At 63.8% G+C, this 26,112-nt stretch carries 23 protein-coding genes and 1 tRNA gene; 13 read left to right on the forward strand and 11 right to left on the reverse strand.

Annotated elements, in window-relative coordinates; translation table 11 throughout:
• Nucleotides 1-148: 148 nt before the first annotated feature.
• Both XH87_RS16785 and XH87_RS16790 read left to right on the forward strand, forming a co-directional pair.
• Nucleotides 149-222 (forward strand) — tRNA-Gln (locus XH87_RS16785).
• Nucleotides 223-404: 182 nt separating this feature from the next.
• A complete protein-coding gene (locus tag XH87_RS16790; protein ID WP_035706291.1) occupies nt 405-767 on the forward strand; it encodes a DUF1428 domain-containing protein in 363 nt (120 codons plus the stop codon).
• Between the two features lie 18 nt (nt 768-785).
• Here XH87_RS16790 and XH87_RS16795 read toward each other — a convergent pair whose 3' ends face one another.
• Entirely contained in the window at nt 786-1,472 is a 687-nt protein-coding gene (locus XH87_RS16795; RefSeq protein WP_442868280.1) for a TetR/AcrR family transcriptional regulator, read from the reverse strand.
• Nucleotides 1,473-1,581: 109 nt separating this feature from the next.
• Between XH87_RS16795 and XH87_RS16800 the strand changes: the two genes are divergently transcribed.
• The gene (locus XH87_RS16800) at nt 1,582-3,870 is read left to right on the forward strand and encodes an arylsulfatase (protein ID WP_271588136.1); all 2,289 of its coding nucleotides are present in this window, start codon (nt 1,582-1,584) and stop codon (nt 3,868-3,870) included.
• 173 nt (nt 3,871-4,043) lie between these two features.
• Here the strand turns inward: XH87_RS16800 and XH87_RS16805 are convergent, their stop codons facing one another.
• Genes XH87_RS16805 through XH87_RS16815 form a run of 3 tightly spaced genes read right to left on the reverse strand, consistent with a single transcriptional unit; the run spans nt 4,044 to nt 8,983 of the window.
• A complete protein-coding gene (locus tag XH87_RS16805) occupies nt 4,044-4,607 on the reverse strand; it encodes an invasion associated locus B family protein (protein WP_271588137.1) in 564 nt (187 codons plus the stop codon).
• Between the two features lie 60 nt (nt 4,608-4,667).
• A complete protein-coding gene (locus XH87_RS16810) occupies nt 4,668-7,814 on the reverse strand; it encodes a multidrug efflux RND transporter permease subunit (protein WP_271588138.1) in 3,147 nt (1,048 codons plus the stop codon).
• Complete coding sequence (locus XH87_RS16815; protein ID WP_271588139.1) at nt 7,811-8,983, reverse strand: efflux RND transporter periplasmic adaptor subunit; 1,173 nt, start codon at nt 8,981-8,983, stop codon at nt 7,811-7,813. The genes XH87_RS16810 and XH87_RS16815 overlap by 4 nt, the downstream gene beginning before the upstream one ends.
• Nucleotides 8,984-9,348: 365 nt before the next feature.
• Here XH87_RS16815 and XH87_RS16820 point away from each other — a divergent pair, with 365 nt between their 5' ends.
• The 6 genes from XH87_RS16820 to XH87_RS16845 all read left to right on the forward strand — a co-directional run bounded on the left by XH87_RS16820 (nt 9,349) and on the right by XH87_RS16845 (nt 15,147).
• A complete protein-coding gene (locus XH87_RS16820) occupies nt 9,349-9,588 on the forward strand; it encodes a hypothetical protein (protein WP_025035676.1) in 240 nt (79 codons plus the stop codon).
• 203 nt (nt 9,589-9,791) lie between these two features.
• Entirely contained in the window at nt 9,792-12,191 is a 2,400-nt protein-coding gene (locus XH87_RS16825; RefSeq protein WP_271588339.1) for a TonB-dependent receptor, read from the forward strand.
• 2 nt (nt 12,192-12,193) lie between these two features.
• A complete protein-coding gene (locus tag XH87_RS16830) occupies nt 12,194-12,883 on the forward strand; it encodes a Fe2+-dependent dioxygenase (RefSeq protein WP_035706273.1) in 690 nt (229 codons plus the stop codon).
• Nucleotides 12,880-13,863: a tonB-system energizer ExbB gene (gene exbB / locus XH87_RS16835; protein ID WP_271588140.1), complete on the forward strand. Its 984-nt coding sequence runs from the start codon at nt 12,880-12,882 to the stop codon at nt 13,861-13,863. Before XH87_RS16830 ends, exbB begins: the two co-directional genes overlap by 4 nt.
• Nucleotides 13,864-13,866: 3 nt before the next feature.
• A complete protein-coding gene (gene exbD, locus XH87_RS16840; RefSeq protein WP_271588141.1) occupies nt 13,867-14,322 on the forward strand; it encodes a TonB system transport protein ExbD in 456 nt (151 codons plus the stop codon).
• Between the two features lie 9 nt (nt 14,323-14,331).
• A complete protein-coding gene (locus XH87_RS16845; RefSeq protein WP_271588142.1) occupies nt 14,332-15,147 on the forward strand; it encodes a TonB family protein in 816 nt (271 codons plus the stop codon).
• Here the strand turns inward: XH87_RS16845 and XH87_RS16850 are convergent.
• The 7 genes from XH87_RS16850 to XH87_RS16880 form a co-directional block, all read right to left on the reverse strand.
• Nucleotides 15,135-15,557, reverse strand: a complete 423-nt coding sequence (locus tag XH87_RS16850; protein WP_035706310.1) for a hypothetical protein — start codon at nt 15,555-15,557, stop codon at nt 15,135-15,137. The two genes, XH87_RS16845 and XH87_RS16850, sit on opposite strands and share 13 nt — an antisense overlap.
• A 58-nt stretch (nt 15,558-15,615) precedes the next feature.
• The gene (locus XH87_RS16855) at nt 15,616-16,296 is read right to left on the reverse strand and encodes a site-2 protease family protein (RefSeq protein ID WP_158669608.1); all 681 of its coding nucleotides are present in this window, start codon (nt 16,294-16,296) and stop codon (nt 15,616-15,618) included.
• 150 nt (nt 16,297-16,446) lie between these two features.
• On the reverse strand, nt 16,447-16,839 hold the full coding sequence (locus XH87_RS16860; protein WP_035706260.1) for a GFA family protein: 393 nt from the start codon (nt 16,837-16,839) through the stop codon (nt 16,447-16,449).
• A gap of 7 nt (nt 16,840-16,846) precedes the next feature.
• Nucleotides 16,847-17,593, reverse strand: coding sequence for an SDR family NAD(P)-dependent oxidoreductase (locus tag XH87_RS16865; RefSeq protein ID WP_271588143.1), 747 nt, complete (start codon nt 17,591-17,593; stop codon nt 16,847-16,849).
• Between the two features lie 17 nt (nt 17,594-17,610).
• The gene (locus XH87_RS16870; protein ID WP_158669605.1) at nt 17,611-18,342 is read right to left on the reverse strand and encodes an SDR family oxidoreductase; all 732 of its coding nucleotides are present in this window, start codon (nt 18,340-18,342) and stop codon (nt 17,611-17,613) included.
• A gap of 125 nt (nt 18,343-18,467) precedes the next feature.
• Complete coding sequence (locus XH87_RS16875; RefSeq protein WP_035706253.1) at nt 18,468-20,297, reverse strand: IlvD/Edd family dehydratase; 1,830 nt, start codon at nt 20,295-20,297, stop codon at nt 18,468-18,470.
• A gap of 122 nt (nt 20,298-20,419) precedes the next feature.
• Nucleotides 20,420-21,520: a LacI family DNA-binding transcriptional regulator gene (locus XH87_RS16880; protein WP_271588144.1), complete on the reverse strand. Its 1,101-nt coding sequence runs from the start codon at nt 21,518-21,520 to the stop codon at nt 20,420-20,422.
• 202 nt (nt 21,521-21,722) lie between these two features.
• Here XH87_RS16880 and XH87_RS16885 point away from each other — a divergent pair, with 202 nt between their 5' ends.
• The 4 genes from XH87_RS16885 (at nt 21,723) to XH87_RS16900 (ending at nt 26,088) form a co-directional block, all read left to right on the forward strand.
• A complete protein-coding gene (locus tag XH87_RS16885) occupies nt 21,723-22,790 on the forward strand; it encodes an ABC transporter ATP-binding protein (RefSeq protein ID WP_271588145.1) in 1,068 nt (355 codons plus the stop codon).
• A 44-nt stretch (nt 22,791-22,834) separates the two neighbouring features.
• A complete protein-coding gene (locus XH87_RS16890) occupies nt 22,835-24,154 on the forward strand; it encodes an ABC transporter substrate-binding protein (RefSeq protein WP_035706230.1) in 1,320 nt (439 codons plus the stop codon).
• Between the two features lie 100 nt (nt 24,155-24,254).
• Nucleotides 24,255-25,172 (forward strand): carbohydrate ABC transporter permease, encoded by a 918-nt coding sequence (locus XH87_RS16895; protein WP_081492449.1) that lies wholly within the window; start codon nt 24,255-24,257, stop codon nt 25,170-25,172.
• On the forward strand, nt 25,165-26,088 hold the full coding sequence (locus tag XH87_RS16900) for a carbohydrate ABC transporter permease (RefSeq protein ID WP_035706227.1): 924 nt from the start codon (nt 25,165-25,167) through the stop codon (nt 26,086-26,088). Before XH87_RS16895 ends, XH87_RS16900 begins: the two co-directional genes overlap by 8 nt.
• The last annotated feature ends 24 nt before the right edge of the window (nt 26,089-26,112 follow it).

Consider the following 26,112-nt stretch of genomic DNA (forward strand, 5'->3'; position numbering starts at 1 on the left):
AGCGAGAACAGGCGACGATGTTCACAGAAGGACTGGACCGCAAACGCTGGCGCGGCTATATGACCGGCCTGCGGGCCGCTGATTTGCAAAACTTTCAGTCAGTCCTGCAAAACTTCCGAGGAAAGCTTAGCAATTTCAAGCGCTTCGGTGGGGAATGGTGTAACGGTAGCACAACAGACTCTGACTCTGTTTGTCTTGGTTCGAATCCAGGTTCCCCAGCCAGTTCCGGCACTTTCCAAGGCTGATTTCCAAGGTCCAATTTCCAAGTCCCCCTTGAGCAGGATGGCAGGTTCGTCGGCCGCCTCGCTGCTCGCGACGGTTTGCCTCACCTGACATCCCCATTCGCGGGTCGGATCGCGGCGCGCCGTATCGTCCTTGGATCGTGCAACCCAAGGAGATCCGCAATGCCCTATGTCGATGGTTTCGTTCTCGCCGTGCCGAAGGACAAGCTCGAGGCCTACAAGGCGCTGGCGGCGACCGCCTGTGCGATCTGGATGGAGCACGGTGCGCTCGATTATGTCGAATGCATCGGTGACGACGTTCCCTATGGGGAGCTCACCTCGTTTCCGCGCGCGGTGATGGCGAAGGAGGACGAGGTCGTGGTGTTCTCCTGGATCGTCTACCGCGATCGGGAGACTCGCGATGCCGTCAACAAGAAGGTGATGGCGGACCCGCGGATGACGTTCGAAGGCATGCCGTTCGACGGCAAGCGCATGATCTATGGCGGCTTCACGACGCTGCTCCGGGCGAACGACATCGTCGGCTGACAGCACGGGACAGAAGGCCTATCTCGGGGGACGCTGATCGACCTCCGTTTGGAGCAGCAGCGACAGGCAGCCGGCGAGCCGCGTCTCCATCTCTTTCGACGAGAGCGACAGCGGGCCGGGATCGTTGAGGATCGCGTTCACGAGCGTGCCGAGCACGACCTGGAAGCCGAAGGCGATGGTGCGGGTTTTTGCCGCTTTGCGGCCCTTGCCCATCGCCGGCAGCAGCATAGGGGTGGCGCGCTCGGTGGTTGCCTGGGCGAGGGCCTTGAACGGCGTCCATTTGTCCGGGCGGGTGTCGTCATGCTGAAGCGCGGCGCGCAGCACACCTTCGTGGTTGCGCATCCATGCGATGATGCCGCTCACGACGACATGGCAGAGCTTGTCGAGGCTTGGATCGGCTGACGGCCGCCTGATTTTGCTGAGCCGCTGCTCGCCGTCGCGCGCGGCCAGCGCCATCAGGGCGTTGAAATACGCTTCCTTGCTCTCGAAACGGCTGTAGAAGGCGCCGACGGTGGCGCCGACCTTGGTGCAGAGCCTCTCGATCGAGAGCTCGGCAAGGCTGCGCGTCCTCAGCATCGCGGCGCCGGCGCGCAGCAACGCCAGCGTGGTTTCCCGACTGCGCTTCTGCCGGGACGGGGCGACGCCGGGCAGGTCGAAATCGCGAAGCTCCGGCGGTTCGGACCGTAGGCGCATCAGGGCTTGCATCCGCCAAAAACCATAATCATAATTCGGATTATAATCTAAAGCCCGAGGCTCCGCGCGTCAATTGCGGCCGCCAGGACAAATGAACACCGGCTCCAGCAGGGAGGATCACATGAGCGCAGGCAGCGGCACGCCGTTCGGCGGCAGCATCGGCAAGACGGTTGCGCAGTCAAAGCCCTGGTGGCCGGCGGCCGTGAAGCCGCCTGAGGGCGCGCCGAACATCCTGGTGGTGCTGTTCGACGATGTCGGCTTCTCCGATTTCGGCTGCTGCGGCTCGGCGATCAGGACGCCGACCATCGACAAGCTCGCCGCGGAAGGCTTGCGTTACAGCGGCTTCCACACCACGGCGATGTGCTCGACCACGCGCGCGGCGCTGCTCACCGGGCGCAACCACCATTCGGTCGGCGTCGGCTGTCTCGCCAATTTCGATTCCGGCTATCCCGGCTATCGCGGCAAGATCGCGCGCGAGGCGGGGACGCTCGCCGAGATGCTGCGCGTGCACGGCTATCGCAACTACATGGTCGGCAAATGGCATGTCACGCCGCTGACCGAGAGCGGCGCCACCGGTCCGTTCGACGGCTGGCCGCTCGGGCGTGGCTTCGACCGCTTCTACGGCTTCCTCGATGCCGAAACCGACCAGTATGCGCCGGAGCTCGTCTTCGACAACACGCATATCGATCCGCCGGGCACCTATGCCGAGGGTTATCATCTGACCGAGGATCTGATCGACCAGACCATCCGCTTCATCGGCGATCACCATGCCGACCGTCCGGATGTCCCCTGGCTCACCTGGGTCGCGCTCGGCGCCTGCCACGCGCCGCATCAGGCGCCGGCCGAGATCATCATGAGCTATGATGCCGCCTTCGCGCACGGCTGGGACGTCGAGCGCGCTCAGCGGCTGGCGCGCCAGAAAGCCATGGGGCTGGTGCCGGAGGCAACGCGGATGCCGGCGCGCAATGACGGCGTCAAGGCCTGGGAGGAGCATTCGGCCGACGAGCGCCGGGTCTTCACGCGGCTGCAAGCGGCCTTTGCCGGCATGCTCGACCATTCCGATCGGCATCTCGCCCGTCTCGTCTCGTTCCTGGAGACGGCCGGTATCCGCGACAACACCGTGATCATCGTGATGTCCGACAATGGCGCGAGCCAGGAGGGTGGGCCGCTCGGATTCGTCAACGCAATGGGACCGTTCAACTTCAAGCCGGAGCCGGTCGCTGAAAAGCTCAGCCGCATCGACGACATCGGTGGGCCCGACACGCACAGCAATTTCCCGCATGGCTGGGCGATGGCCTCGAACACGCCTCTGCGCCGCTACAAGCAGAACACCCATGGCGGTGGCATCCGCGATCCCTTCGTCATCAACTGGCCGAAGAAGATCGCAAGCCGAGGCGAGCTGCGGCACCAGTTCGTCCACGCCTGCGACCTTGCGCCGACGCTGCTGGAGCTGATCGGCATCGAGCCACCCGCGACCATCGCGGGCTGTCAGCAAATGCCGCTGGAAGGCGAGAGCTTCGCGCGTTCGATCACGGAGGCGTCGGCCCCCTCGAAGAGCTCGCCGCAATATTTCGAGATGTTCGGCCATCGCGGGCTCTGGCATGGCGGATGGAAGGCCGTCGCCTTTCATCCGTCGGGCACGCCGTTCGAGAACGATAAATGGGAGCTGTTCCATCTCGACGCGGATTTCTCCGAGACCGACGACCTCGCGGCCAAGGAGCCGGAGCGCCTCGCCCGGATGGTCGCGGCATGGTGGGAAGAAGCCGAGAAGCACAAGGTCCTGCCGCTCGACGACCGCTTCGGGCCGCGCTTTGCGGAGAATGCCGCGCGCTTCCACGGCGCGCGCCGGCACTTCGTCTTCCACGCCGGGATGGGGCATGTGCCCACCGACGTGGCGCCCGACGTGCGCAGCCGCAGCTACACGATCGAGGCACATGTCGAGATCGGCGAGGTGGGCGCAGACGGCGTGCTGATCTCGCACGGCGATGCGACGTCGGGCTACAGCCTTTACGTCAAGGGCGGTCATCTCGTGCACGACCTCAACATCGGCGGCAGCCACCAGATCGTACGGTCGGACCGCAAGGTGCCGTCGGGCGCGCGGCGTCTCGGCGTTCACGTCGAACGGCTCGTGCGCAAGGAGCCGCCCGCGAAGGGCGCGCGCACGGGCATCAGCGAATATACGCTTCTGATCGATGGCGAGCCGGCAGGGTCGCTCCAGACCCAGCTCGGATTCCACACGCTGATCTCGTGGTCCGGGCTCGACATCGGCCGCGACCGCGGCAGCCCCGTGTCGCATTACGAGACGCCGTTCGAGTACGAGGGGCGGCTGCTGCGCGTCACCGTCACGATGCACGACGACCAGAAGCTCGACGACGACGCCGTCGGCAACGCGCAGATGGCGCGGCAGTAGGCGCAGGCTCGCGGCTGCGAGAGAGCTCGGCCTTCATGGTTCGAGACGCCAGCCGTCGCTGGCGCCTCACCATGAGGAGTTGACGTCTCGCCGCAAAACGCGACCTCATCCTGTGAGGAGGCCGCCAGAGGCGGCCGTCTCGAAGGATGGCCGCGACCACAGCGCCAACCGTCTTACTTGATCTTGTCGTAAGCTGCCGCGAAGTCGCCCAGCGGCATCGGGATCGCGATCGTCTCCCTGGCCATGTTCTGGAAGGAGACCTTCAACTGCTTGCCCGACCGCAAGGCGGCGAGCAGGTCCGGCGCGACCGGGGTCGAGGCGTAGCAGCCGCGGTTCTCGCAGGTCTGGATCTGGAGGTCGACCGTCTTGCCTTCATCGACCTGAAGCTTGGCGCCGACGGGAAGGTTGAGGCCAAGCGGCAATTGCAGCAGCGCCACCGGCGTGCGGGTGTCAGGCGCGATGCGGATGTTGATCAGGACGACGGTCTGGCCGGTCTTGGTCAGCACCGCGTTCTGCTCCATCGCGCATTCGAGCGGCGCATCGCGGCTGGCGCTGGTGCAGCGGACGATCCAGCCGGGCTGTCCGGGAGCTCCGTCAGCCTGCGGCTGCGTGGGAGCCGGCGCCGGCTGTGCGGCCGGAGGAGCGGCGTTCTTCCTGGCACCTTGCTGGGCGGACGCTGCGCCCATCGACAACAGGGCAGCAGCGGCAAGGGCGATGAGTCTGGATTGCAAGAGCATGGCGAAACCGCGTTGGCGAATGGGGTCTCGCTGTAGCCTCGCGGGAGGCGCGGTGCAAGCTTACTCGGCGGCTTCCTTGACGCCGCCGTGCTCGGGGACCTCGTCGCCTTCGCCGTCGCCCGAACGGCCCCAGGCGGAGAACCAGTTGTTGAGCTTGTCGAGATAGAGGTAGACGACGGGCGTGGTGAACAGCGTCAGCGCCTGGCTGACGATCAGGCCGCCGACCATGGCGTAGCCGAGCGGCTGGCGGATCTCGGCGCCGGTGCCGTGACCGAGCATCAGGGGCACGCCGCCGAGCAGCGCGGCCATCGTCGTCATCATGATAGGGCGGAAGCGCAGCAGCGCAGCCTGGCGGATCGATTCCTCCGGCGTCTTGTGCTCGTCGCGCTCGGCGGCAATCGCGAAGTCGACCATCATGATGCCGTTCTTCTTCACGATGCCGATCAGCAGGATGATGCCGATCAGCGCGATGAGGCTGAAGTCGAAGCCGGCCGCCATCAGGATCGCGAGCGCGCCGACGCCGGCCGAGGGCAGCGTCGACAGGATCGTGATCGGATGGATGTAGCTCTCGTAGAGGATGCCCAGGATCAGATAGACCACGACGAGGGCGGCGAGAATCAGCAGCGGCACCGTGCCGAGCGACTGCTGGAACGCCTGCGCGGTGCCCTGGAAGCTCGAGTTGAGCGTCGGCGGCGCGCCGAGATCGGCCATCGCCTTCTGCACGGCCTCCGTGGCCTGGCCGAGCGCGACGCCTTGCGCGAGGTTGAAGCTGATCGTGGTCGCCGGGAACTGGCCCTGATGGCTGATCGAGAGCGGACGGACCGGATCGGTGGTCCAGGTCGCGAACGTCGACAGCGGGACCTGGTCGCCGGTCAGCGGCGATTTGAGATAGAGCTTGTTCAGGGTGTCGAGGTTGCCCTGCATCTCCGGCAGGATCTCCAGGATCACCTTGTAGGTGTTGAGCTGGGTGAAATACTGCGTGACCTGCCGCTGTCCGAAGGCGTCATAGAGCGTGTCGTCGATCAGCTGCGGCTGGATGCCGTAACGCGCGGCGGTGTCGCGGTTGATCTTGAGCTGGACCGTGGTGCCCTGCGTCTGCTGGTCGGTCGCGACGTCGCGCAGCTGCGGCAACGTCTGCATCCTGGCCAGGATTTTTGGCGCCCATTCATTGAGCTCGGCCAGATTGGCGTCCTGCAGCGTGAACTCGAACTGCGTGCGCGTCGGCCGGCCGCCGAGCCGGACGTCCTGGGACGCCTGCATGTAGAGGCGGGCGCCTTCGATTTTCTCGAACTGGGGCCGCAGCCGCGCGATGATCTGCTGCGCGGTCGCATCGCGCTCGCTACGTGGCTTCAAGGTGATGTACAGAGCACCGTTGTTGCCGGCACGACCGCTGCCGCCGATCACGCTGGCCACAGCGGCAACGCCGGGATCTGATAGAACGATCTTGCCGAGCTCCTCCTGCTTGGCTCGCATCTCCTTGAACGAAATATCCTGCGAGGCCTCCGACGTCGCGGTGATCAAGCCGTTGTCTTGCTGCGGGAAGAAGCCCTTGGGGATGAGGACGAAGAGATAGATCGACAGCACGAGCGTTGCGAAGAAGACGGCAAGTGTGGCGCGCTTCCACCGCAGCGCGATGTCAAGAACGTGTTCGTAGCTTCGCAGGAGCGCATCGAATCCGCGTTCGCTCCACTGAAAAAAGCGGCCGTGCTTAACCTCCCCATGCGCGCGCAGGAAGCGCGAGGCCATCATCGGCGTCAGCGTGAGCGAGACGAACATCGAGACGAAGATCGTCATCGCCAGCACGACCGCGAATTCGCGGAACAGGCGCCCGATGATGCCGCCCATCAACAGCAGCGGGATCAGCACCGCCACCAACGATATGCTGATGGAGACGATAGTGAACCCGATTTCCTTGGCACCCCTGTAAGCGGCGGTCATCGGCGATTGACCCTGCTCGACATAGCGCGAGATGTTCTCGAGCATGACGATCGCATCGTCGACGACGAACCCGACCGCGATCGTCAGGGCCATGAGCGAGAGATTGTCGAGCGTATAGCCCGCGACCCACATCATGGCGCAGGCGCCGAGCAGGGCGAGCGGCACTGTCACGGCCGGGATGACCGTTGCCCAGAAGCTTCGCAAGAAGATGAAGATGACCGTCACCACGAGGAAGACGGTGAGCAGCAACGTGAACTGGACGTCGTCCACTGCGGCGCGGATCGTTTGAGTACGATCGCTCATCAGTTCGATCTTGATGGCCGGCGGAATTGCCGCCACCAGGCGCGGCAGCGTTGCCTTGATGCGATCGACAGTCTCAATGACGTTGGCGCCGGGCTGCTTGAACACAACGAGGAATACGCCGCGCTTCCCGTTGGCCCAGGCGGCCTGCTTTGCGTCCTCGGGGCCTCTAACGGCCTGACCGATGTCGCGGATCCGTAACGGTGCGCCGTTGCGGTAAACGACGATAACGTCATTCCAGTGCTTGGCGTCCGTCAACTGGTCGTTGGCGTAGATCGTGTAGGCGCGCTTGGCGCCGTCAATGTTACCCTTGGGACTGTCGACCGTCGTGATCGCGATTTGGCTGCGTACGTCCTCCAGGGACAGGCCTTTGGCGACGAGCTTGGCCGGATCAATCTGGACGCGGATGGCCGGCTTCTGCTGGCCTCCGATGAACACCTGCGCCACGCCCGATATCTGACTGATCTGCTGGGCAAGCTGGGCGTCCACGGAGTCGCTGACCGTGGTCAGCGGGAGCGTATCCGACGTCGCGGACATGATCAGGATCGGAGCATCCGCCGGGTTGACCTTGCGGTAGGTCGGCGGCGACGGCAGGTTCTTCGGCAGTTGCCCGGAGGCTGCGTTGATCGCCGCCTGCACGTCGTTTGCGGCGCCATCGATGCTGCGGTTGAGATCGAACTGAATGGTGACCGACGCGGTGCCCAGATAGCTCGTCGAGGTCATCTGGGCGATGCCGGGAATCTGGGCGAATTGCCGCTCCAGCGGCTGGGCCACCGACGAGGCCATCGTCTCCGGGCTGCCGCCCGGCAGGTTGGCGGTGATCTGGATGGTCGGAAAGTCGACCTGCGGCAATGGTGCGACCGGCAGCAGCGGATAGGCGACGAGACCGACGAATAGAATGCCGGCCATCAGCAGCGAGGTGCCGATGGGATAACGGATGAAAGGTGCCGAAATCCCTCCCTCGGTCATTCCTGTCGTACCTTGTTCCGGGCCGGATCCGAGCTTGCCACCGCCGTCGACACGAGGCTTCCGGGCTGGACCTTGAACTGACCGCCGACGATCACCTGCTGGCCCGGGCTCAAGCCTTCCTCGATCACCGAACGTCCGTCGATGGCATAGCTGACCTTGACCTTGTGCACCTCGGCCTTGTTGTCCTGATTGACGGTATAGGCGTAGAGCCCGTCGGTGGAATGCTGGACCGCGTCATCAGGAACCACGGTCGCATCCTTCAGCGTCCGAACCAGGAGCCGGGTCGAGACCGATTGGCCCGGCCACAGCGCGTGGTCCTTGTTGTCGAACACCGCCTTGAGGCGGATCGTTCCGCTGGTCGTGTCGACCTGGTTGTTGATGACCGCGAGCTTGCCCTCGGCCAGCGTCTTCTTGCCGTCGGTCGTGGAGGCGATCACCTTGAGCGCGCCGGCTTTCTGGCCCTCGCTGATATAGGGGAGCTGGTCTTCCGGCGCCGTGAAGATCACCGAGATCGGCTCGACCTGCGAAATCATGACGATGCCCGTCTGCGTCGAGGCGTTCACGATATTGCCGATGTCGACCTGGCGCAGGCCGGCGACGCCGGTGATCGGCGCCTTGACCTGGGTGTAGTCGAGCTGGGTCTGGGCGTTGGCGATCGCGGCTTCGTCGGCGGCGATCTGGGCGGTGAGCTGGGCGACGGTCGAGCGCTGGGTATCCACCCGCTGTGCTGTCGCGAATTCGCCGAGCCTCATGGCGCGCTGAAGTTCGAGATTGGCGTTGGCGAGGCTCGCCTCGTCCTGCGCCTTCTTGGCCTTCGCCTGGTCAAGCGCGGCTTGATAGGGGCGGGGATCGATCGAGACCAGAAGCTCGCCCTGCTGGACGATCTGGCCTTCGCGGAAGGCGAGCTTGACGATCTGGCCGTCCACACGGGTTCTGACCTGGACGGTATTGAAGCCCTGAACCGTGCCCAGACCTGTGAGATAGACCGGAAAGTCGGTCTTCTGGACCGGCGCAACGCTCACGGGGACGGCGGTCGGACGAGGCGGGCCGTTTTGCGCGGTCTGGCTTTTTTCAGGCTGGGACGAGCCGAATTTGTGCCAACCATAATAGCCCGCGAAGGCCACGGCCGCGATGATCAGAAGCCAGAGGATCGGCCGGGACTTTTTCATGTCGTCTCGTGTCGGCTCGTGTGCCCTCAGCTACGCATGATGGGGCAGGCCCAGAGTTCCATCGCGGTGTATAATACACGCCAAGTTCCAGTGTAAACAGCACTATCGGTCGAGAATCCTAAACAATTGGAAAGCTTTGCACCCCGGGGGCAATGGTCTGGCGCGGCGATGTGCAGTGCTGCATTTTCGCGGCGCGACGGATCCGCCGGCCACTCTTGCGCAGCACCCATCGCGGTGGGCCCGGGCCGGATAGCGTTGGTTCTTCGGATCAGTCACAAGAACGGTTCTAAGCCGTGTTGCGGTCGTTTTGGTTGTCAGGCATTTCGGCATCGTCCATATCGGCGCCGCCATGAATGGAGCGCAGGATGGACGAGCTGAACGGCAAGCTGATCGCGTGTCAGATTCTGATTACGGGATTGATCGCGCGTGTCGCCAACGAGCAGCGCGATCCCTTGCGCTTCCTCACCGACTTTCGCGACGAGATCAAAGCCGTCGTGAACGGCGTCAACATCGCCGGCATGGACAACACCGATCGCGTGCGCGCCGTCGCGCAGAAGACCGTCGACGAATTGTTCTCGCTGATGAAGCCGCCGAGCAGCGATTGAGGCGAACGGTTTGTTGGCGTCGTCTTAGAACGAGTCCAATCTCTTCTTAGAACGATTTCAAACTGGAGTTTAGAATCGTTTTGATCTGGATCGATTCAAGCATTCTCGCCAGCGGCTCGCATTGACCCGCTATTTTGCGGCCGATACCAACAGCCATCGTTCATCGAAGTGAATGAGCGAACAAGAAGATGGGGCGTTTGGTAATGGGGCAGGTGGTCGCACCGAAATCGTTGCGTTCGGTCGCAGCATTCGATCCGATGGATGAGAGGTCCGCGGGCGTTTCCGGCAAGAAAGTTTCAGCGGTTGCGAGCTTGATCGCGGTGGCGTCGGTGTCGAGCGGCGCGCAGGCGCAGCGGTCGACCCTGCCGCCGGTGACGGTCGATGCTCCGGTCGAGCGCCCGCGTCCAGCGGCCTCGAAGCCTTCACCTGAGCAGGTCCGTGCCCGCAACGCGCTTCGCCGCGCCGCGCAGCGCCAGCAGGCGCAGCAGACAGCTCCCACCACGCCGTCCGGCGCTCCCGACGGCAATCCCTATGCCGATCCGGCGGCGCCCTACAAGGTCGATCACGTGCAGGCCTCGGGAAAGTTTCCCGAGAAGATGCTGAACACGCCGAAGACCATCACGGTGCTCAGCAAGGAAGTGCTCGAGGACAAGAACGCCACGACGCTGAAGGAGATCGGGCGCTCGACCGCGGGCGTGACGCTCGGCTCGGGCGAGGGCGGCAACGCGTTCGGCGACCGCTTCTTCATCCGCGGCTTCGACGCGCGCAACGACGTCTTCATCGACGGCATCCGCGATCCCGCCGTTTCCATCCGCGAGAACTTCTTCACCGAGCAGATCGAGATTCTGCGCGGACCGGCCTCCTCCTATGCCGGTCGCGGCACCGCCGGCGGCGCGATCAATATCGTCACCAAGCAGGCCGGCGACGTCAACTTCAAGCGCGTGGACAGCGAGTTCGGCACCGACATGACCAAGCGCGTCACGCTCGACGTCAACCATGTCATCGATCCGACCTTCTCGGTGCGCACCGGCGGCCTGTTCCAGGACGCCAACGTCGCCGGGCGCGACCACGTCACCGACAATCGCTGGGGCAGCTTCATCTCGACCAAGTACACCCCGACCAACGACATCAAGATCACGACGAACTACGTCCACACCGATCTCAGCGGCTATCCCGATTTCGGCGTGCCCTATTACAAGCAGGGCAACGTGCCGGTGACCTCGGCGGGCATTCCGCGTGGAAACTGGTACGGCTTCCTCAACCGCGACTTCCAGACCGCGCGCCAGGATTTCGGCACCGGCACGATTGAGTACAAGGTCAACGAGGCCATCACTCTGACCAGCAAGGTGCGCGGCGAGCACTCGCTGCTGAACTATATCGGCACGCTGCCCCAGAACCCGATTACCACCAGCCCGAATCCACTGCTCTGGACCACGACCGCGAGCGCGCAGAGCCGCTACCAGAACGTGGACGTGTGGGCCAACCAGAACGAGGCCACGTTCAAGCTCGACACCGGCGGGGTCAAGCACACCGCCGTGTTCGGCGTCGAATATTCGAACGAGAACATCTCGATCGACCGCTATGCCGGTCTCGCGTCGGAGCTGGCCGGCTCGCCCTTCACGAGCAACGGGGCCATCTCGGGGGTCAACCTCTATTCGCCTCAATACACCAATCTCTCCGGCTTCGGCACGCCCTCACTGGTCGGAAACCCGACCCGCTATGGCGTCAACACCAGCAGCGTGTATGTGATGGATACCGCGAACTGGCAGGACACGATCATCGTCAACGGTGGCATCCGCTATGATGGCTACCGCCAGAGCGCGTCGAACAATACGAACTTTGTGAAGCAGAACGCCGATCTGGTGAACTACAACGTCGGCCTGGTCTACAAGCCGATGTCGATCGGCAGCATCTATGCAGCCTATGCGACCTCGGCCAATCCGTTCGGTTCGGAGCTGGACGCGACCGGCACCGACTACGGTGGCGTTCCCGCCAACTCGACCATTCTGCTCGGGCCGGAGCGCAACAAGGCGATAGAGCTCGGCACCAAATGGGAGCTCGCCGATCGCCACCTGCTGGTGACCGGCGCGCTGTTCCAGACCACCAAGGACAACGCGCGCGAGACCGTCAACGGTCTTCTCACCTCGGGCGCTGCCTACAGGATCCAGGGCATCGACATCGAAGCCGAGGGCAAGATCACCGATCGATGGAGCATCTTCGGCGGCCTGGTGCTGATGCAGTCCAAGGTCACGCAGAGCGGTGTTGCCTCGAATCTCGGCCTGCAGCTTGCCAACATTGCCCACCAGTCGTTCAGCATGCTGACCAAGTACAAGTTCGATGACGGTTGGGAACTCGGCGGGCAGGCGGTGTACCGCTCCAAGGTCTATGGCGGCACGTTCGCGGCCAACACCAACGAGCTGCCGAGCTATTGGCGTTTCGATGCGTTCGTCGAGAAGAAGATCGACCAGAACTGGACCATGAAGTTCTACGCGCAGAACCTGACCAACAAGCTCTATTACGACTCGTTCTATCGCAGCAACGTGCCGTTCGTGGCGGTTGCGCCGGGACGGGCATTCTACATCGTGACGACGGCGAAATTCTGATCATGTTGACGTGCCTGCCTGGCGTTCTCAGCAAGGATGATGTGGCGGATTTCCGCCGCATCATGGACGTCAGCGCATGGGAGGACGGCCGCTCGACCGCGGGCGCGCAGTCCGCCATGGTCAAGCGCAATGAACAGCTGCCACCCGACAGCGAAGTCGCGCGAAGACTCGGCAACCGCATCATCTCGGCGCTGACCTCGAACCCGCGTTTCATCGCCGCGGCGATCCCGCTCCAGATCTTTCCGCCGCTGTTCAACCGCTATGCGGCGAGCAGCAGCCATCATTTCGGCCTGCATGTCGACAATGCGATCCGCGGCGACCGCCTGACCGGCCTTCGCATCCGTACGGACCTGTCGGTCACGCTGTTCCTCGCCGAACCGGAAGAATACGACGGTGGCGAACTTGTGATCGAGGACACCTACGGTTCGCACGAAGTCAAGTTGCCAGCCGGGGACTGCGTGCTCTATCCCTCGACCAGCCTCCATCTGGTCACCCCCGTGACCAGGGGGACGCGGGTTGCGTCTTTCTTCTGGCTTCAGAGCATGATACGGGACGATCAAGCCCGGAGCATGATCTTTGACCTCGACACCGCGATACAGGCGCTGGTGGAACGGCTCGGGCGTGACGATCCCGAAACGGTCAAATTGACGGGTATCTATCACAACCTCATTCGCTACTGGGCCGAAGTATGAAGACCATGTCCTTCCAAGCAAGCCTCGCCGCAGCCTTGACGCTGGCGGCCGCCTGGCTCGCATCCCCGGTTTCGGCCCAGACACAAAGCCCGCCAGTGGCGACACCGGTTCAATCGACGGCTCAGCCGTCCGCGGCCGGACCGGCTCCGGCGGCAACCGCGCCAGCGGCCCCGTCGCCCGTGGCCCCGGCGCCTGCGGTCTCGACGGCTCCCGCCGTTGCGGGCGCAGCCCCCGTGGCAGCCAATCCCGCGAGTGCGAAGCCCGACGCGGCGACCGCCATCGCGCCGGCCATGAAGGAGTTGTCGCCCTGGGTGATGTTCATGTCGGCAGACGTCATCGTGAAGGCGGTGATGATCGGGCTCGCCTTCGCCTCGCTGATGACCTGGACTGTCTTCATTGCCAAGTCGATCGAATTGTCGGTCGCATCCGCCAAGCTCCGGTCCGCGCTGAAGAAGATTGCGGAGGCGCGCTCCCTCGCCGAAGCGCAGATGGCGCTCGGCACCAAGGAGGGCATCCTGCCGTCCTTCCTGGCGGCGGCGTTGCGTGAGGCGCGGATTTCGGCCGGCTTGTCCAGCGATGCCGGCATCAAGGAGCGCGCGGCCTCCAGCTTTTCCGAGATCGTGCGCGCGGAACAGCGTCGCATCCGGATCGGCATGGGCGTGCTCGCGACCATCGGCTCGACCTCGCCCTTCGTCGGCCTGTTCGGCACGGTCTGGGGTATCATGAACAGCTTCATCGGCATCTCGAAATCGCAGACCACGAACCTCGCCGTGGTCGCGCCCGGCATTGCCGAAGCGCTGCTCGCCACCGCGATCGGCCTCGTCGCCGCTATTCCCGCCGTGATCATCTACAACCACTTCTCGCGCGTGACGAAGGGCTATCTCGAGCTCGTCAGCCGCGCCTCGGGCGCGGCGGGGCGGCTGCTCTCGCGCGATCTCGACCGCAGCCACGGCAGCGTGCATTCGCGCGCAGCGGAGTGAACCATGGCCGTTTCGCTCGCAGACAATGATGACGACGACGACTTCTCGGAAACGCATGACATCAACGTCACGCCATTCATCGACGTCATCCTGGTTCTGCTGATCATCTTCATGGTCGCGGCTCCGCTTTCCACGGTCGATTTGCCGATCGACTTGCCGACGTCGAGCGCGACGCCGCAGAAGAAGCCGGACAAGCCGACGTATCTCAGCATCAAGCCCGATCTGACGCTTGCCATCGGAGAAAACCCGGTCCACCGGGCCGAGTTGATCGGGACGCTCGACGGACTGTCCGACATGAGCAAGGACAAGTACGTCTTCCTGCGTGCCGATCGTTCGGTGCCGTATGGGGAGTTGATGGGCGTCATGGAGCTCTTGCGTTCAGGCGGCTATACGCGGGTGAAGCTGGTCGCGCTGGAAGGCCCGCCGGGGGCGCCCGCGGCAGCCGCCGCTCAGCCCTGAGGGCCCGCCATGTCGGACGAAGTCAGACCATCCCGGAGGCTCTGGATCCTGGCAGCAGTGGCGGCGCTGGTGCTCCATCTGGGTGGTGCCGCGCTCGCGCTGGCTCATTTGCGTGCCGACGACGACGACGACGGCCTTGGTGCGGCCGGCGCCGAGTTCGCCGTAGAGATGGCATCGCCCAAGGCGCCCGATACCGACCTTCCGCCGGGGCCTGACAGCGAAGCCATGCAGGAGCAGCAGGCGCTTCCCGAGCAAAAGGCCGAGACCAAGGAAACCGAGCTGCCGAAGGATCAGTCGCAAGAGGTCGACGATCCCGATCGAGTCGTCACCGAAAACATCTCCAAGAAGCCGCAAGATGAGGATCCGAAGATCGCGGCGGTTGAAACTCCTGCTGCCGAGGCATCGCCGAAGTCGGTTGCGACGGCTCGCCGGACGCTCGATGAAGACGCGCGCGAAGCCGAGAAAGCCCTGGCGCCGGTGCTTGGGCTCGGCAAGGACATCTTGAAGATCACGGCCGACTGGAACCGCAAGATCAGCGCGCATCTCGCCGCTCACAAGGTCAATCCGGAGGGCAAGCAGCCCAATAACCAGAAGGTCAAGGTGAGCTTTGCGATCAACCGCAGAGGAAACGTGCTTTCGGTCGACGTCGTGGAATCGTCCGGGGACGCCGCTTACGATGCGGCGGCGGTCTCGATTGTTCGTAAATCCGATCCCATTCCACAGCCGCCCGCCAGCCTGACTGACGACCGGTTCGAGCGCACCGTGGACATCATCTTCACGCCGCCCGACGCAAGGAAAAGGAAGAAGTCGGCTCAGCGCCAGTAGAGCCGGATTCCGACATAGACCACGACCAGACAGGCGAAGATCAGCGCCACCGGCAGCGGCCGTTTCTGGGTTCCAGCGAAGGCCGCCGCACCGAAGGAGACGGCCCTCTTCGGCTTCGGCGCGGGGCGCCGGAAAGCGGTTACATTATCGGCTGCCGGCTCGGCCTGACGCGTACGGACGTCGGGCGGCGTTCCCGCACCGCCCATTTCGACATAATAGGCCTTGTAGATCGCAGCGATGGTGGCTTCGGTGGCCTCTCCCTCGCTCATCTGCGTCAGCAGGTTCTGGTAGCTCGCCAGGAACTCCTGGGCCTCCGGAGGCAGTGCGGACGCCCCGTTGAGCTTGGCCATCATCTTCCAGGTGGCAAAATCGGCGCGGGCGCGGGTGTCGGCGCGTCGCGCGATCAGCATATCGGCAGCTTTGACCAAGTCGGCCTCTGGCCTTTCGGCGTGGGAGTGTTCCGTTCAACTAAACGTTGCCGGTCAGGAAGAGAACAGCCTGAATCACATGACCGGTCAACGTTCGCAGTATTGCTGAAATAACATCAAGATTTAGACCGAACTGCGAACCCGCAAGCGGCAGCAGGATCAACAGGCCGATCAGGATCAGCATACCGAACGGCTCGAGCCGGGCCAGCGGCGCGGCGAGGGGGCGGGGCAACAGCCCGACGGCAACGCGCCCGCCATCGAGCGGCGGAATCGGCATCATGTTGAATACGGCCAGGATCGCGTTGATCACGAGAGCATTCTTGAGGTTGTCCGCAACCCATTTCGCCGAGCTCGCGGGCACCAGGGGCAGGGCATGGAAGGCGAGGGCGGCGGCCAGCGCCAGCAGGATGTTGGTGACCGGCCCGGCCAGCGCCACCCAGACCATGTCGAGCCTGGGGTTGTTCAGCTTGCGGAAGTTCACCGGCACGGGCTTGGCATAGCCGAACAGGAATGGCGAATGCGCGAATAGCAGCATCGCGGGCAGGATCAGGGTACCGAACGGATCGATATGCCTGATAGGATTGAAGCTGACGCGGCCAAGCTGTGAGGCTGTGTTGTCCCCGAGCCGGTCCGCGACGAAGGCGTGCGCGGCCTCGTGAAAGGTGATGGCGAGCACCAGCGGCAGCACCCAGACGGAAAGGTCATAGAAGGAGATGTTCACGGCTCGTTGATCCCGGTTCGCTCGCGGCCTTGCAGCCGTCCCAGCCAACCGGCGGTGCAGCAACGCTTCAACTCAACATAGGGTGGCCGGTCCCGGAATGCCACGCTGCAAAATGACCGCCCCGGTGCTCCGCCGTGCAGTCGCGCAAATTCACGTCGGGATCGTGCCCGGATATTGCGTCAGACCGTCGTCGAGCTTCAGCCAGGCAGGCTTCTCCGAAACCCAGATATGCTCGGTCGGCGCGAAGGCGTTGCGATCGTCGAACACCGAGAGCGCGACGCCCGCCAGCGTGCCGTTGCGCCGCCAGGCGAACAGGCGCGTGCCGCAGTGCTTGCAGAACACGCGGTCGATGTTCTCCGAGGATGCATAGCGCTCCGTATCGCCCTCGACGGTCAGCGCGCGCTGGTCGAACTGCGCGCGGGCGAAGAAGGGCGAGCCCATCGCCTTCTGACAGAGGCGGCAATGGCAGATGCGGACGTTGAGCGGCTCGCCCTCAGCCTTGAACCGCACCGCGCCGCACAGGCATCCGCCTTCCCGGATCATGATGTCCTCAATAGGTTGCGCGCCCGCCCGAAATGTCGAACACGGCGCCGGTCGAGAATGCGCAGTCCTCGGATGCGAGCCAGGCCACCATCGCGGCGAGCTCTTCCACCAGCACGAAGCGGCCCTTCGGGATCTTCGACAGCATGAAGTCGATGTGCTGCTGCGTCATCTGGTCGAAGATCGCGGTCTTCGCCGCCGCCGGTGTCACCGCGTTGACGAGGATGTCGTGTGCCGCCAATTCCTTGCCGAGCGATTTCGTCAGCGCGATCAGGCCGGCCTTGGACGCCGAATAGTGCGAGGCGTTCGGATTGCCCTCCTTGCCGGCGATGGAGGCGATGTTCACGATCCGCCCGTATTTCTGCTCGAGCATGGCGGGCACGATCGCCTTGCAGCAGATGAAGGGGCCGTCGAGGTTGATGCGCAGCACCTTGCGCCATTCCTCGAGGTCAGTCTCCCAGACCGGCTTGTTGACGCCGGCGATGCCGGCATTGTTGACGAGGATGTCGATCTTGCCGAAGGCGGCCAGCGTCGCATCGCGCGCCTGCTCGACGGCCGCGGTGTCGGTGACGTCGACCTTGTAAACCTTTGTATCGCCGCCGACTTCCTTGGCGGTTTTCTCGGCCAGCCCTGAGTCAAAGTCCCAGATCGCGACCTTGGCGCCGGAGGCGACGAAGCGCTCGGTGATGGCGCGGCCAAAGCCCTGCGCGCCGCCGGTGACGATGGCGACGCGGCCGTTGAGGTCGATCTTGTTCATGCCGGAGGCCTCTGGCGTCAGAGCATGTAGCCGCCGTCGACGACGAGGTCGACGCCGGTGGTGAAAGCGCTCTCGTCGCTGCCGAGATAGACCGCCATGGATGCGATCTCCTCGGCGGTGCCGAGCCGGCCCATCTTCTGGCGGGAGATGAACATCTCCTTGCCCTGCGGGCCTTGCGCGGCGGCGCGGTCGAGCATCGAGGGCGTCTCGACGGTGCCGGGGCAGATCGAGTTGCAGCGGATGCCCTTGGTGATGAAATCGAGCGCGACCGCGCGCGACAGCAGCGATACCGCTGCCTTCGACGAGCTGTAGACGTAGCGGTTGGCCGGGGGCCGCAGCGCCGCGCAGGACGAGATGTTCACGATGCTGCCGCCGCCGCCCGCGATCATGTCGGGCAGGAAGGCCTTGATGGTCCGGTGCATCGACTTGACGTTGAGGTCGAACGAAAAGTCGAAATCCTCTTCCGAGCACTCCAGGATGGTGCCGTGGTGCACGAAACCGGCCGCGTTGAGCAGGATGTCGATCCTGCCGATGCGCTTTGCAAAGGCGTTGACGTCGGTGGTGTTGCGGACGTCGAGTTTTGCCACTTCGGCGATGCCTTCCTTGGTCAGGCTCGCGATGCCGGCTTCGTTGATGTCGGTGGCGATGACGGTTGCGCCTTCACGCGCGAACGCAATCGCGCAAGCGCGCCCGATGCCGGCGGCTGCAGCCGTGACGACGGCGCGCTTGCCCTTGAGGCGGTCTGCCATGTTGTTGTTCTCCTCACCTTGAATTTGATGGTCAGTGCCGTAGCCCGGATGAGCGCGCAAGCGCGACATCCGGGAACGGGATGTCCCGGGTGTCGCTTCGCTCACCCGGGCTACGTATGCCTAGCTCAGTGATTATCCCGCGCCACGCCGAACGTGCCGGCGACGTTCTGATAGCGCGTGGCGAGCTCCATGCAGGCGCCGGTCGACTGCTGGCCGACGGTGTTGCGATAGATCTCCTGCCACGGCGTCTGGTTCGGTGGATGCTTGAAGCCGCCGCTGGCCTTGAGCTCGGCGTGGCGCTTCTTCAGCTCCTCGTCCGAGATCAGGATGTTGGCGCTGCCCTTGTTGAGGTCGATGCGGACCTTGTCGCCGGTCTTGAGGATCGCGAGGCCGCCATTGGCGGCAGCTTCCGGAGAGGCGTTCAGGATCGAGGGCGAGCCCGAGGTGCCGGACTGACGGCCGTCGCCGATGCAGGGCAGGGACAGGATGCCGCGTTTGATCAATGCTGCCGGCGGCTGCATGTTAACGACCTCGGCGCCACCGGGGTAGCCGATCGGCCCGGTGCCGCGAATGAACAGGACGCAGCGCTCGTCGATGTCGAGCGAGGGATCGTCGATCCGCTCGTGATAGTCCTCCGGGCCCTCGAACACGATGGCGCGGCCCTCGAAGGCGTTCGGGTCCTTCGGGTTGCTGAGATAGCGGTCGCGGAATTCCTTGGAGATCACGCTGGTCTTCATGATCGCGGAGTCGAACAAATTGCCCTTCAGCACCAGGAAGCCGGCATCCTTCACCAGCGGCTTGTCGTAGGCCCAGATCACGTCGTTGTCGGGGACCGGCGCGTTCTTGCAGTTCTCGCCGATGCCGCGGCCGTTGACGGTGACGGCGTCCTCATGGATGCGCTTGTGCTTCATCAATTCGCGCACCACGGCGGGCACGCCACCGGCGCGGTGGAATTCCTCGCCGAGATAGAAGCCGGCCGGCTGCATGTTGACCAGCAGCGGCACGTCGTGGCCCACCTTCTGCCAGTCCTCGATCGAGAGCTCGACGCCGATGTGGCGGGCCAGCGCGTTGATGTGGATCGGGGCATTGGTCGAGCCGCCGATCGCCGAATTGATCACGATGCAGTTCTCGAACGCCTTGCGGGTCAGAATGTCCGAGGGCTTGAGATCTTCCCACACCATCTCGACGGCGCGTTTTCCCGTCTCGTAGGCGATCTGGCCGCGCTCGCGGTAGGGGGCGGGGATCGCCGCGCAGCCCGGCAGCGAGAAGCCGAGCGCTTCGGCGAGGCCATTCATGGTCGAGGCGGTGCCCATGGTGTTGCAATGGCCGACCGATGGGGCCGAGGAGGCCACGATCTCCATGAACTCTTCATAGTCGATCTCGCCCGCTGCGAGCCGCTCCCGCGATTTCCAGACGATCGTGCCGGAGCCGGTGCGCTCACCCGCATGCCAGCCGTTCAGCATCGGGCCGCCCGACAGAACGATCGCGGGCAGGTTCACGGTGGCCGCCGCCATCATGCAGGCCGGCGTGGTCTTGTCGCAGCCGGTCGTGAGCACGACGCCGTCGAGCGGATAGCCGTAGAGAACCTCGACCAGGCCGAGATAGGCGAGGTTGCGGTCGAGCGCGGCGGTCGGGCGCTTGCCGGTCTCCTGGATCGGGTGGGTGGGGAATTCCATCGCGATGCCGCCGGCTTCGCGGATGCCCTCGCGGACACGGTGGGCGAGCTCGATATGGTGGCGGTTGCAGGGGGAGAGATCGTTGCCGGTCTGGGCGATGCCGATGATCGGCTTGCCGGACTGCAGCTCGGCGCGGGTGAGGCCGTAATTCAGGTAGCGCTCCATATAGAGCGCGGTCATGCCCGGATTGTGCGGGTTGTTGAACCATTCCTGCGAGCGAAGATGGCGGCGAGAGCCGTTGCTGCCGGCGGCATGCCCATTGGTTGGTTTCTTTGTCATTGGTTTCTCCTGCAATGCAAACGCGCTGGCGTCCGTCTCATGGTGCCGGCATGTGCGACGCCCAACGGCGCGAGCGACGATCTGCCTTCCCCCTGGCGGGTCGTTTCCTCACGAGTCCGATACTAGTCGTGGCTACTTGGTAACGCTATCATTTTGTTCGTCGCGCCTGCGCCGGAAACGGCTGGCCTGCTGTCCGAACGCCGGGTCGACGAGCTTTGCCGCTCGATCACCTTGAAGCCGAGATCGAGCACCGGCTGCTCCGGGCGGCGCCCTTCGATCGCGTTGATCAGCATGGTGGCGGCCGTCTTCCCCATCTCGTAGCGGTTGGTGCGGATGCTGGTGAGGGTGGGGACGGCGGAGGCCATGAACTCAAGGTCGTTGAAGCCGACGATCGCGATCTGCCCGGGGACTGTGATCTCCCGGCGCCGGCATTCGAACAGCACACCGAGCGCGAGGTCGTCATTGGCGCAGAACACCGCGTCGATGTCGGGCTCCCGCGCCAGGAGATCGGCGAACAGCGCTCCGCCGAGCGTCACCGAAGTCGGCGTGGCCGTCGTGACGACGAGGCGCTGCTCGAACAGGCCAGCGTCCTTCATGGCCGAGACATATCCGTCCAGCCGCCGCTGGACCCGCGGGTCCATGCGCGCGCCGACGAAGCCGATCTTGCGGTGACCTTGTTCGAACAGGTGCGCGACCGCCGCGCGGGCTGCATCATAGTGCGAAAAGCCGATCATCATGTCGACCGGATCCGGGCCGATCTCCATGATCTGCACGATCGGGCAGTCCGCGGCTTCCAGCATCGCGCGGGATTCCGCAGTCTGGTCGATGCCGGTGACGATCAGCCCGGCCGGCTTCTGCGCCAGAAACAGGCGCAGCAACTTCTCTTCCTGGAGAATGCTGTAGCGTGTGTTGGACAACTGGATCGAGTAACGGCTGCCTTCGGACGCGTCATAGATGCCGCGCAGCACGTCCGAGAACACGTTATTGGTGAGGGAGGGGATCAATACACCGATGACTTCGGTGCGTTGCGAGGCCAGTGCCCTTGCGGCAAGGTTGGGCACATAGCCGAGCTCCTTGGCGGCGCTCTCGACCCGCGTCCGCTTGGCGACCGACAGCGCCTCCGGATTGCGGAAGAAGCGGGACGCGGTAATCGGGCTGACGCCGGCGAGCTCGGCCACTTCGGCCAGCCGGATTTTGCCTGACTTGGTGCGTTTTCGACCCATTTGCTGCTCTTAACACAGTCGGTCCCGCAAACAAAGGAACGTTGACAGCGCTACCAGCAACGACTAACCAAAGACAAATTGCCAAAACCGCACAAACTGCCGACAATGTTGCCCGCCAAGATCGGGCTTCGTACGGTGAAGTCTGAAAAACAAGACGGTCGCGGCGCTAAGAGGCGTCGTGGACTTTCGAGGAGGGAGCTAGATGTCGTCTGTGCAAATCCGCGACGTGCGGAAATCGTTCGGCAATTTTGAAGTCCTGCACGGCGTGACGATTCCGATCGAGGATGGCCAGTTCGTCGTCCTGGTTGGCCCCTCCGGCTGCGGCAAGTCGACGCTTCTGCGCATGCTCGCAGGCCTCGAGAACATCACCTCCGGCACGATCTCGATCGGCGACCGCGTCGTCAACAATGTCCAGCCCAAGGAGCGGGACATTGCGATGGTGTTCCAGAACTACGCGCTCTATCCGCACATGACGGTCGCCGACAATATGGGCTTCTCGCTGAAGCTGCGGAATGCGGGCGCCGACGAGATCAACAAGCGCGTCAAGCGCGCCGCCGAGATCCTGGCGCTGTCGCCGCTGCTCGACCGCTATCCGCGCCAGCTCTCCGGCGGCCAGCGCCAGCGTGTCGCCATGGGTCGCGCCATCGTGCGCGATCCGCAGGTGTTCCTGTTCGACGAGCCCTTGTCGAACCTGGATGCCAAGCTGCGCGTTGCCATGCGCACCGAGATCAAGGAGCTGCACCAGCGGCTGAAGACGACGACCGTCTACGTCACCCACGACCAGATCGAGGCCATGACCATGGCCGACAAGATCGTCGTCATGCATGACGGCATCGTCGAGCAGATGGGTACGCCGCTCGAGCTCTACGACAAGCCCGATAACCAGTTCGTCGCCGGCTTCATCGGCTCGCCCGCCATGAACTTCCTCAAAGGTCACGTGCGCGTCAACGGCGTTGCCACCTTCGAGGGGCCGAACGGCGTCAAGCTGCCGCTCAAGGCCGCGCCGGCGGCGTCCGACGGCCGTCCCGCGGTCTACGGCGTGCGGCCGGAGCATTTCACCATCGCCGACGATGGCGCCGAGGCGGAGATCATCGTGGTCGAGCCGACCGGCTCGGAAACGCAGGTGTTCGCCAAGGTCGGCGGCGAGCAGGTCGTCGCGGTGTTCCGCGAGCGTCACCAGTTCAACCCGGGCGACAAGGTGCGATTGAAGCCCGACCCGTCACTGGTGCACTTGTTCGACGACGCGACGGGCAAGCGCCTCAACGCGTAGTGTAGTTTAACCAAGACAAGAAAAAGCATCACAGGGAGGACGACATGCAAGACTTTACCCGCCGGACGCTGCTTCAAGGCGGAACGGCACTGGCTGCGACCGGCATGCTGACCGGGCCGGCACTTTTCGAGTTCGCCAAGGCCTGGGCGCAGAGCGCGCCCTGGAAGGCCGAGCCCGGCGCCAAGCTGACCGTGATGCGGTGGAAGCGCTTCGTGCCGCAGGAGGACGATGCGTTCAACGCGATGGTTGCGGCGTTCAAGGCTGCCACCGGCACCGAGATGAACGTGTTCAGTGAGTCCTTCGAGGACGTGCAGCCGAAGGCTTCGGTTGCAGCCAACACCGGCTCCGGACTCGATCTCGCATGGGGCCTGCACACGCTGCCGCAGCTGTTTCCCACCAAAGTGCTGAAGATGAACGACGTCGCCGATTATCTCGGCAAGAAATATGGCGGCTGGACCGATGCGGCGGCCAAGACCTGCAAGCAAGGCAACGACTGGCTCGGCATTCCCGTCGCGACCAACGGCGGCTACATGACGTACCGCAAGTCGGCGCTCGACAAGGCCGGCTTCAAGGAATTCCCGAAGGATTTCCCCGGCTTCCTCGAGATGTGCAAGGCCCTGAAGAAGAACAACACGCCGGCGGGCTTCGCGCTCGGTCATGCCTCGGGTGACGGCAATTCGTGGCTGCACTGGGTGCTGTGGGGGCATGGCGCCTACACGGTCGACCAGAACGACAAGATCATCATCAACTCGCCGGAAACGGCGAAGGCGCTGGAATATTGCAAGGCGCTGTATGACAGCTTCATCCCGGGCACGGCGTCCTGGAACGACTCCTCCAACAACAAGGCGTTCCTCGCTGGCGAGCTCTATTGCACGGCGAACGGCATCTCGATCTACGTCGCCGCCAAGACCGATGCGAGCAAGAAGGAACTCGCCGAGGACACCTATCACGCGCTCTGGCCGGTCGGCCCGGTCGGCAAGCCGACCGAGCTGCAGCTTGCGCTGCCGATCCTCGCCTTCAACTTCACCAAATATCCGAATGCGGCGAAGGCCTTTATCGCCTTCATGCTGGAGAAGGAGAATTACGAGAAGTGGCTGGATGGCGCGCAAGGCTATCTGACGCAGACCTTGAACGCCTATGAGTCGGCGCCGATCTGGAAGGCGGATCCGAAGAACGCCGTGTTCGCGCAGGCTTCCAAGCGCACTCTGCCGGCCTCCGGTATCGGGACCGTCGGCGAGAAGGCGGCAACTGCGATCGCCGACTTCATCGTCGTCGACATGTTCGCCAATTACTGCACCGGCGCCAAGGATGCGAAGGGCGCGATGGCGGAAGCCGAGCGCCAGCTGAAGCGCATCTATCGCTGAGGATCACGGAGCGGGCGGCCATCCGGCCGCCCGCTCGTCAACATTTCGATCAGGGATATCGGGCATGGCTGATGTCGCAATTCCCCGGGCCAAGCCTCAGATGAGCGAGGACAGCGCCTGGACCCAGCTGAAACACAATCGCAACTGGCTCGGCTTCTGGTTCATGGTGCCGGCCATGGCGTTCCTGATCTTCTTCCTGGCCTATCCGCTGGGACTCGGCATCTGGCTGTCCTTCACGGACACCCGTATTGGCAGGGTCGGGCACTTCGTCGCCACCGAGAACTATGAGTGGCTGTGGGACGATTCCATCTTCTGGCTGTCGGTGTTCAACACGCTGCTCTACACCTTCGTCGCCAGCGCCCTCAAATTCGCGATCGGGCTCTATCTCGCGCTCTTGCTGAACGAGAATATGCCGTTCAAGGCGATGCTGCGCGCGATGGTCCTGATCCCCTTCATCGTGCCGACGGTGCTCTCGGCGCTGGCGTTCTGGTGGATCTTCGACTCGCAATTCTCCATCATCTCCTGGTCGCTGAAGCATCTCGGCCTGATCGACCAGAACATCAACTTCCTCGGCGACACGACCTGGGCCCGCATTTGCGTGATCTTCGCCAATATCTGGCGCGGCGTGCCGTTCGTGGCGATCACGCTGCTCGCAGGCCTGCAGACGGTGTCGCCGTCGCTCTATGAAGCCGCAACGCTCGACGGCGCCACACGCTGGCAGAATTTCCGGTACATCACCTATCCGCTGCTGACGCCGATCATCGCCGTCGTGATGACCTTCTCGGTGCTGTTCACCTTCACCGACTTCCAGTTGATCTGGGCGATGACGCGCGGTGGCCCCGTCAACGCCACCCATCTGATGGCGACGCTGTCCTACCAGCGCGCGATCATCGCCGGGCAGCTCGGCGAGGGCGCGGCGATATCCAGCGCCATGATTCCGTTCCTGCTCGCTGCGATCATGGTCTCCTGGTTCGGCCTGCAGCGTCGCAAATGGCAACAGGGAGAGAACAATGACTGATCTTCCTGCCTCGAAAGTCGATCTCAAGTCCGTGATGTCGGCGCCCGCGCGCGTCGACAACAGCGAGGGCATGAGCTATCTGCAGTCGGTGCCGCGGCGGATCGTGACGCTGTACCTGCCGCTGACGATCATCGTCGTGGTCCTCCTGTTTCCGTTCTACTGGATGGCGCTGACCTCGGTTAAACCGGACGATCAGCTCCTCGACCTCGACAGGTACAACCCGTTCTGGACCTGGAATCCGACCTTCAAGCATTTCCACAAACTGCTGTTCGAGAGCTACTATCCGCACTGGCTCTGGAACACGATGTACGTGGCGATCTGTGCCACGGTGCTCTCGATCATCGCATCGGTGCTCGCGGCCTATGCCATCGTGCGTCTGCGCTACAAAGGCGCCAATCTCGTCGGCGGGCTGATCTTCCTCGCCTATCTGGTGCCGCCGTCCATCCTGTTCATTCCGCTCGCCACCGTCGTGTTTCAGTATGGCCTGTTCGACTCGCCGCTGGCGCTGATCCTGACCTATCCGACCATCCTGATCCCGTTCTCGACCTGGCTGCTGATGGGCTATTTCAAGACCATCCCGTTCGAACTCGAGGAATGCGCGCTGATCGACGGGGCGAGCCGCTGGCAGATCCTGATCAAGATCGTGCTGCCGCTCGCGATTCCCGGCCTGATCTCGGCCTTCATCTTCTGCTTCACGCTGTGCTGGAACGAATTCATCTATGCGTTGACCTTCCTGCAGTCGACCAGCAACAAGACGGTGCCGGTGGCGATCGTCAACGAGTTCGTGGACGGCGACATCTACCGCTGGGGCTCGCTGATGGCCGGAGCCCTGGCCGGCTCGCTGCCGCTCGTGATCCTTTACGCCTTCTTCGTGGAGCATTATGTGTCGGCGATGACCGGCGCCGTGAAGGAATGATCGCGGGGCTTGCCGAGGACGCAT

The organism is Bradyrhizobium sp. CCBAU 53415 (assembly GCF_028128735.1).
In the GTDB taxonomy this organism is placed as follows: Bacteria; Pseudomonadota; Alphaproteobacteria; order Rhizobiales; family Xanthobacteraceae; genus Bradyrhizobium.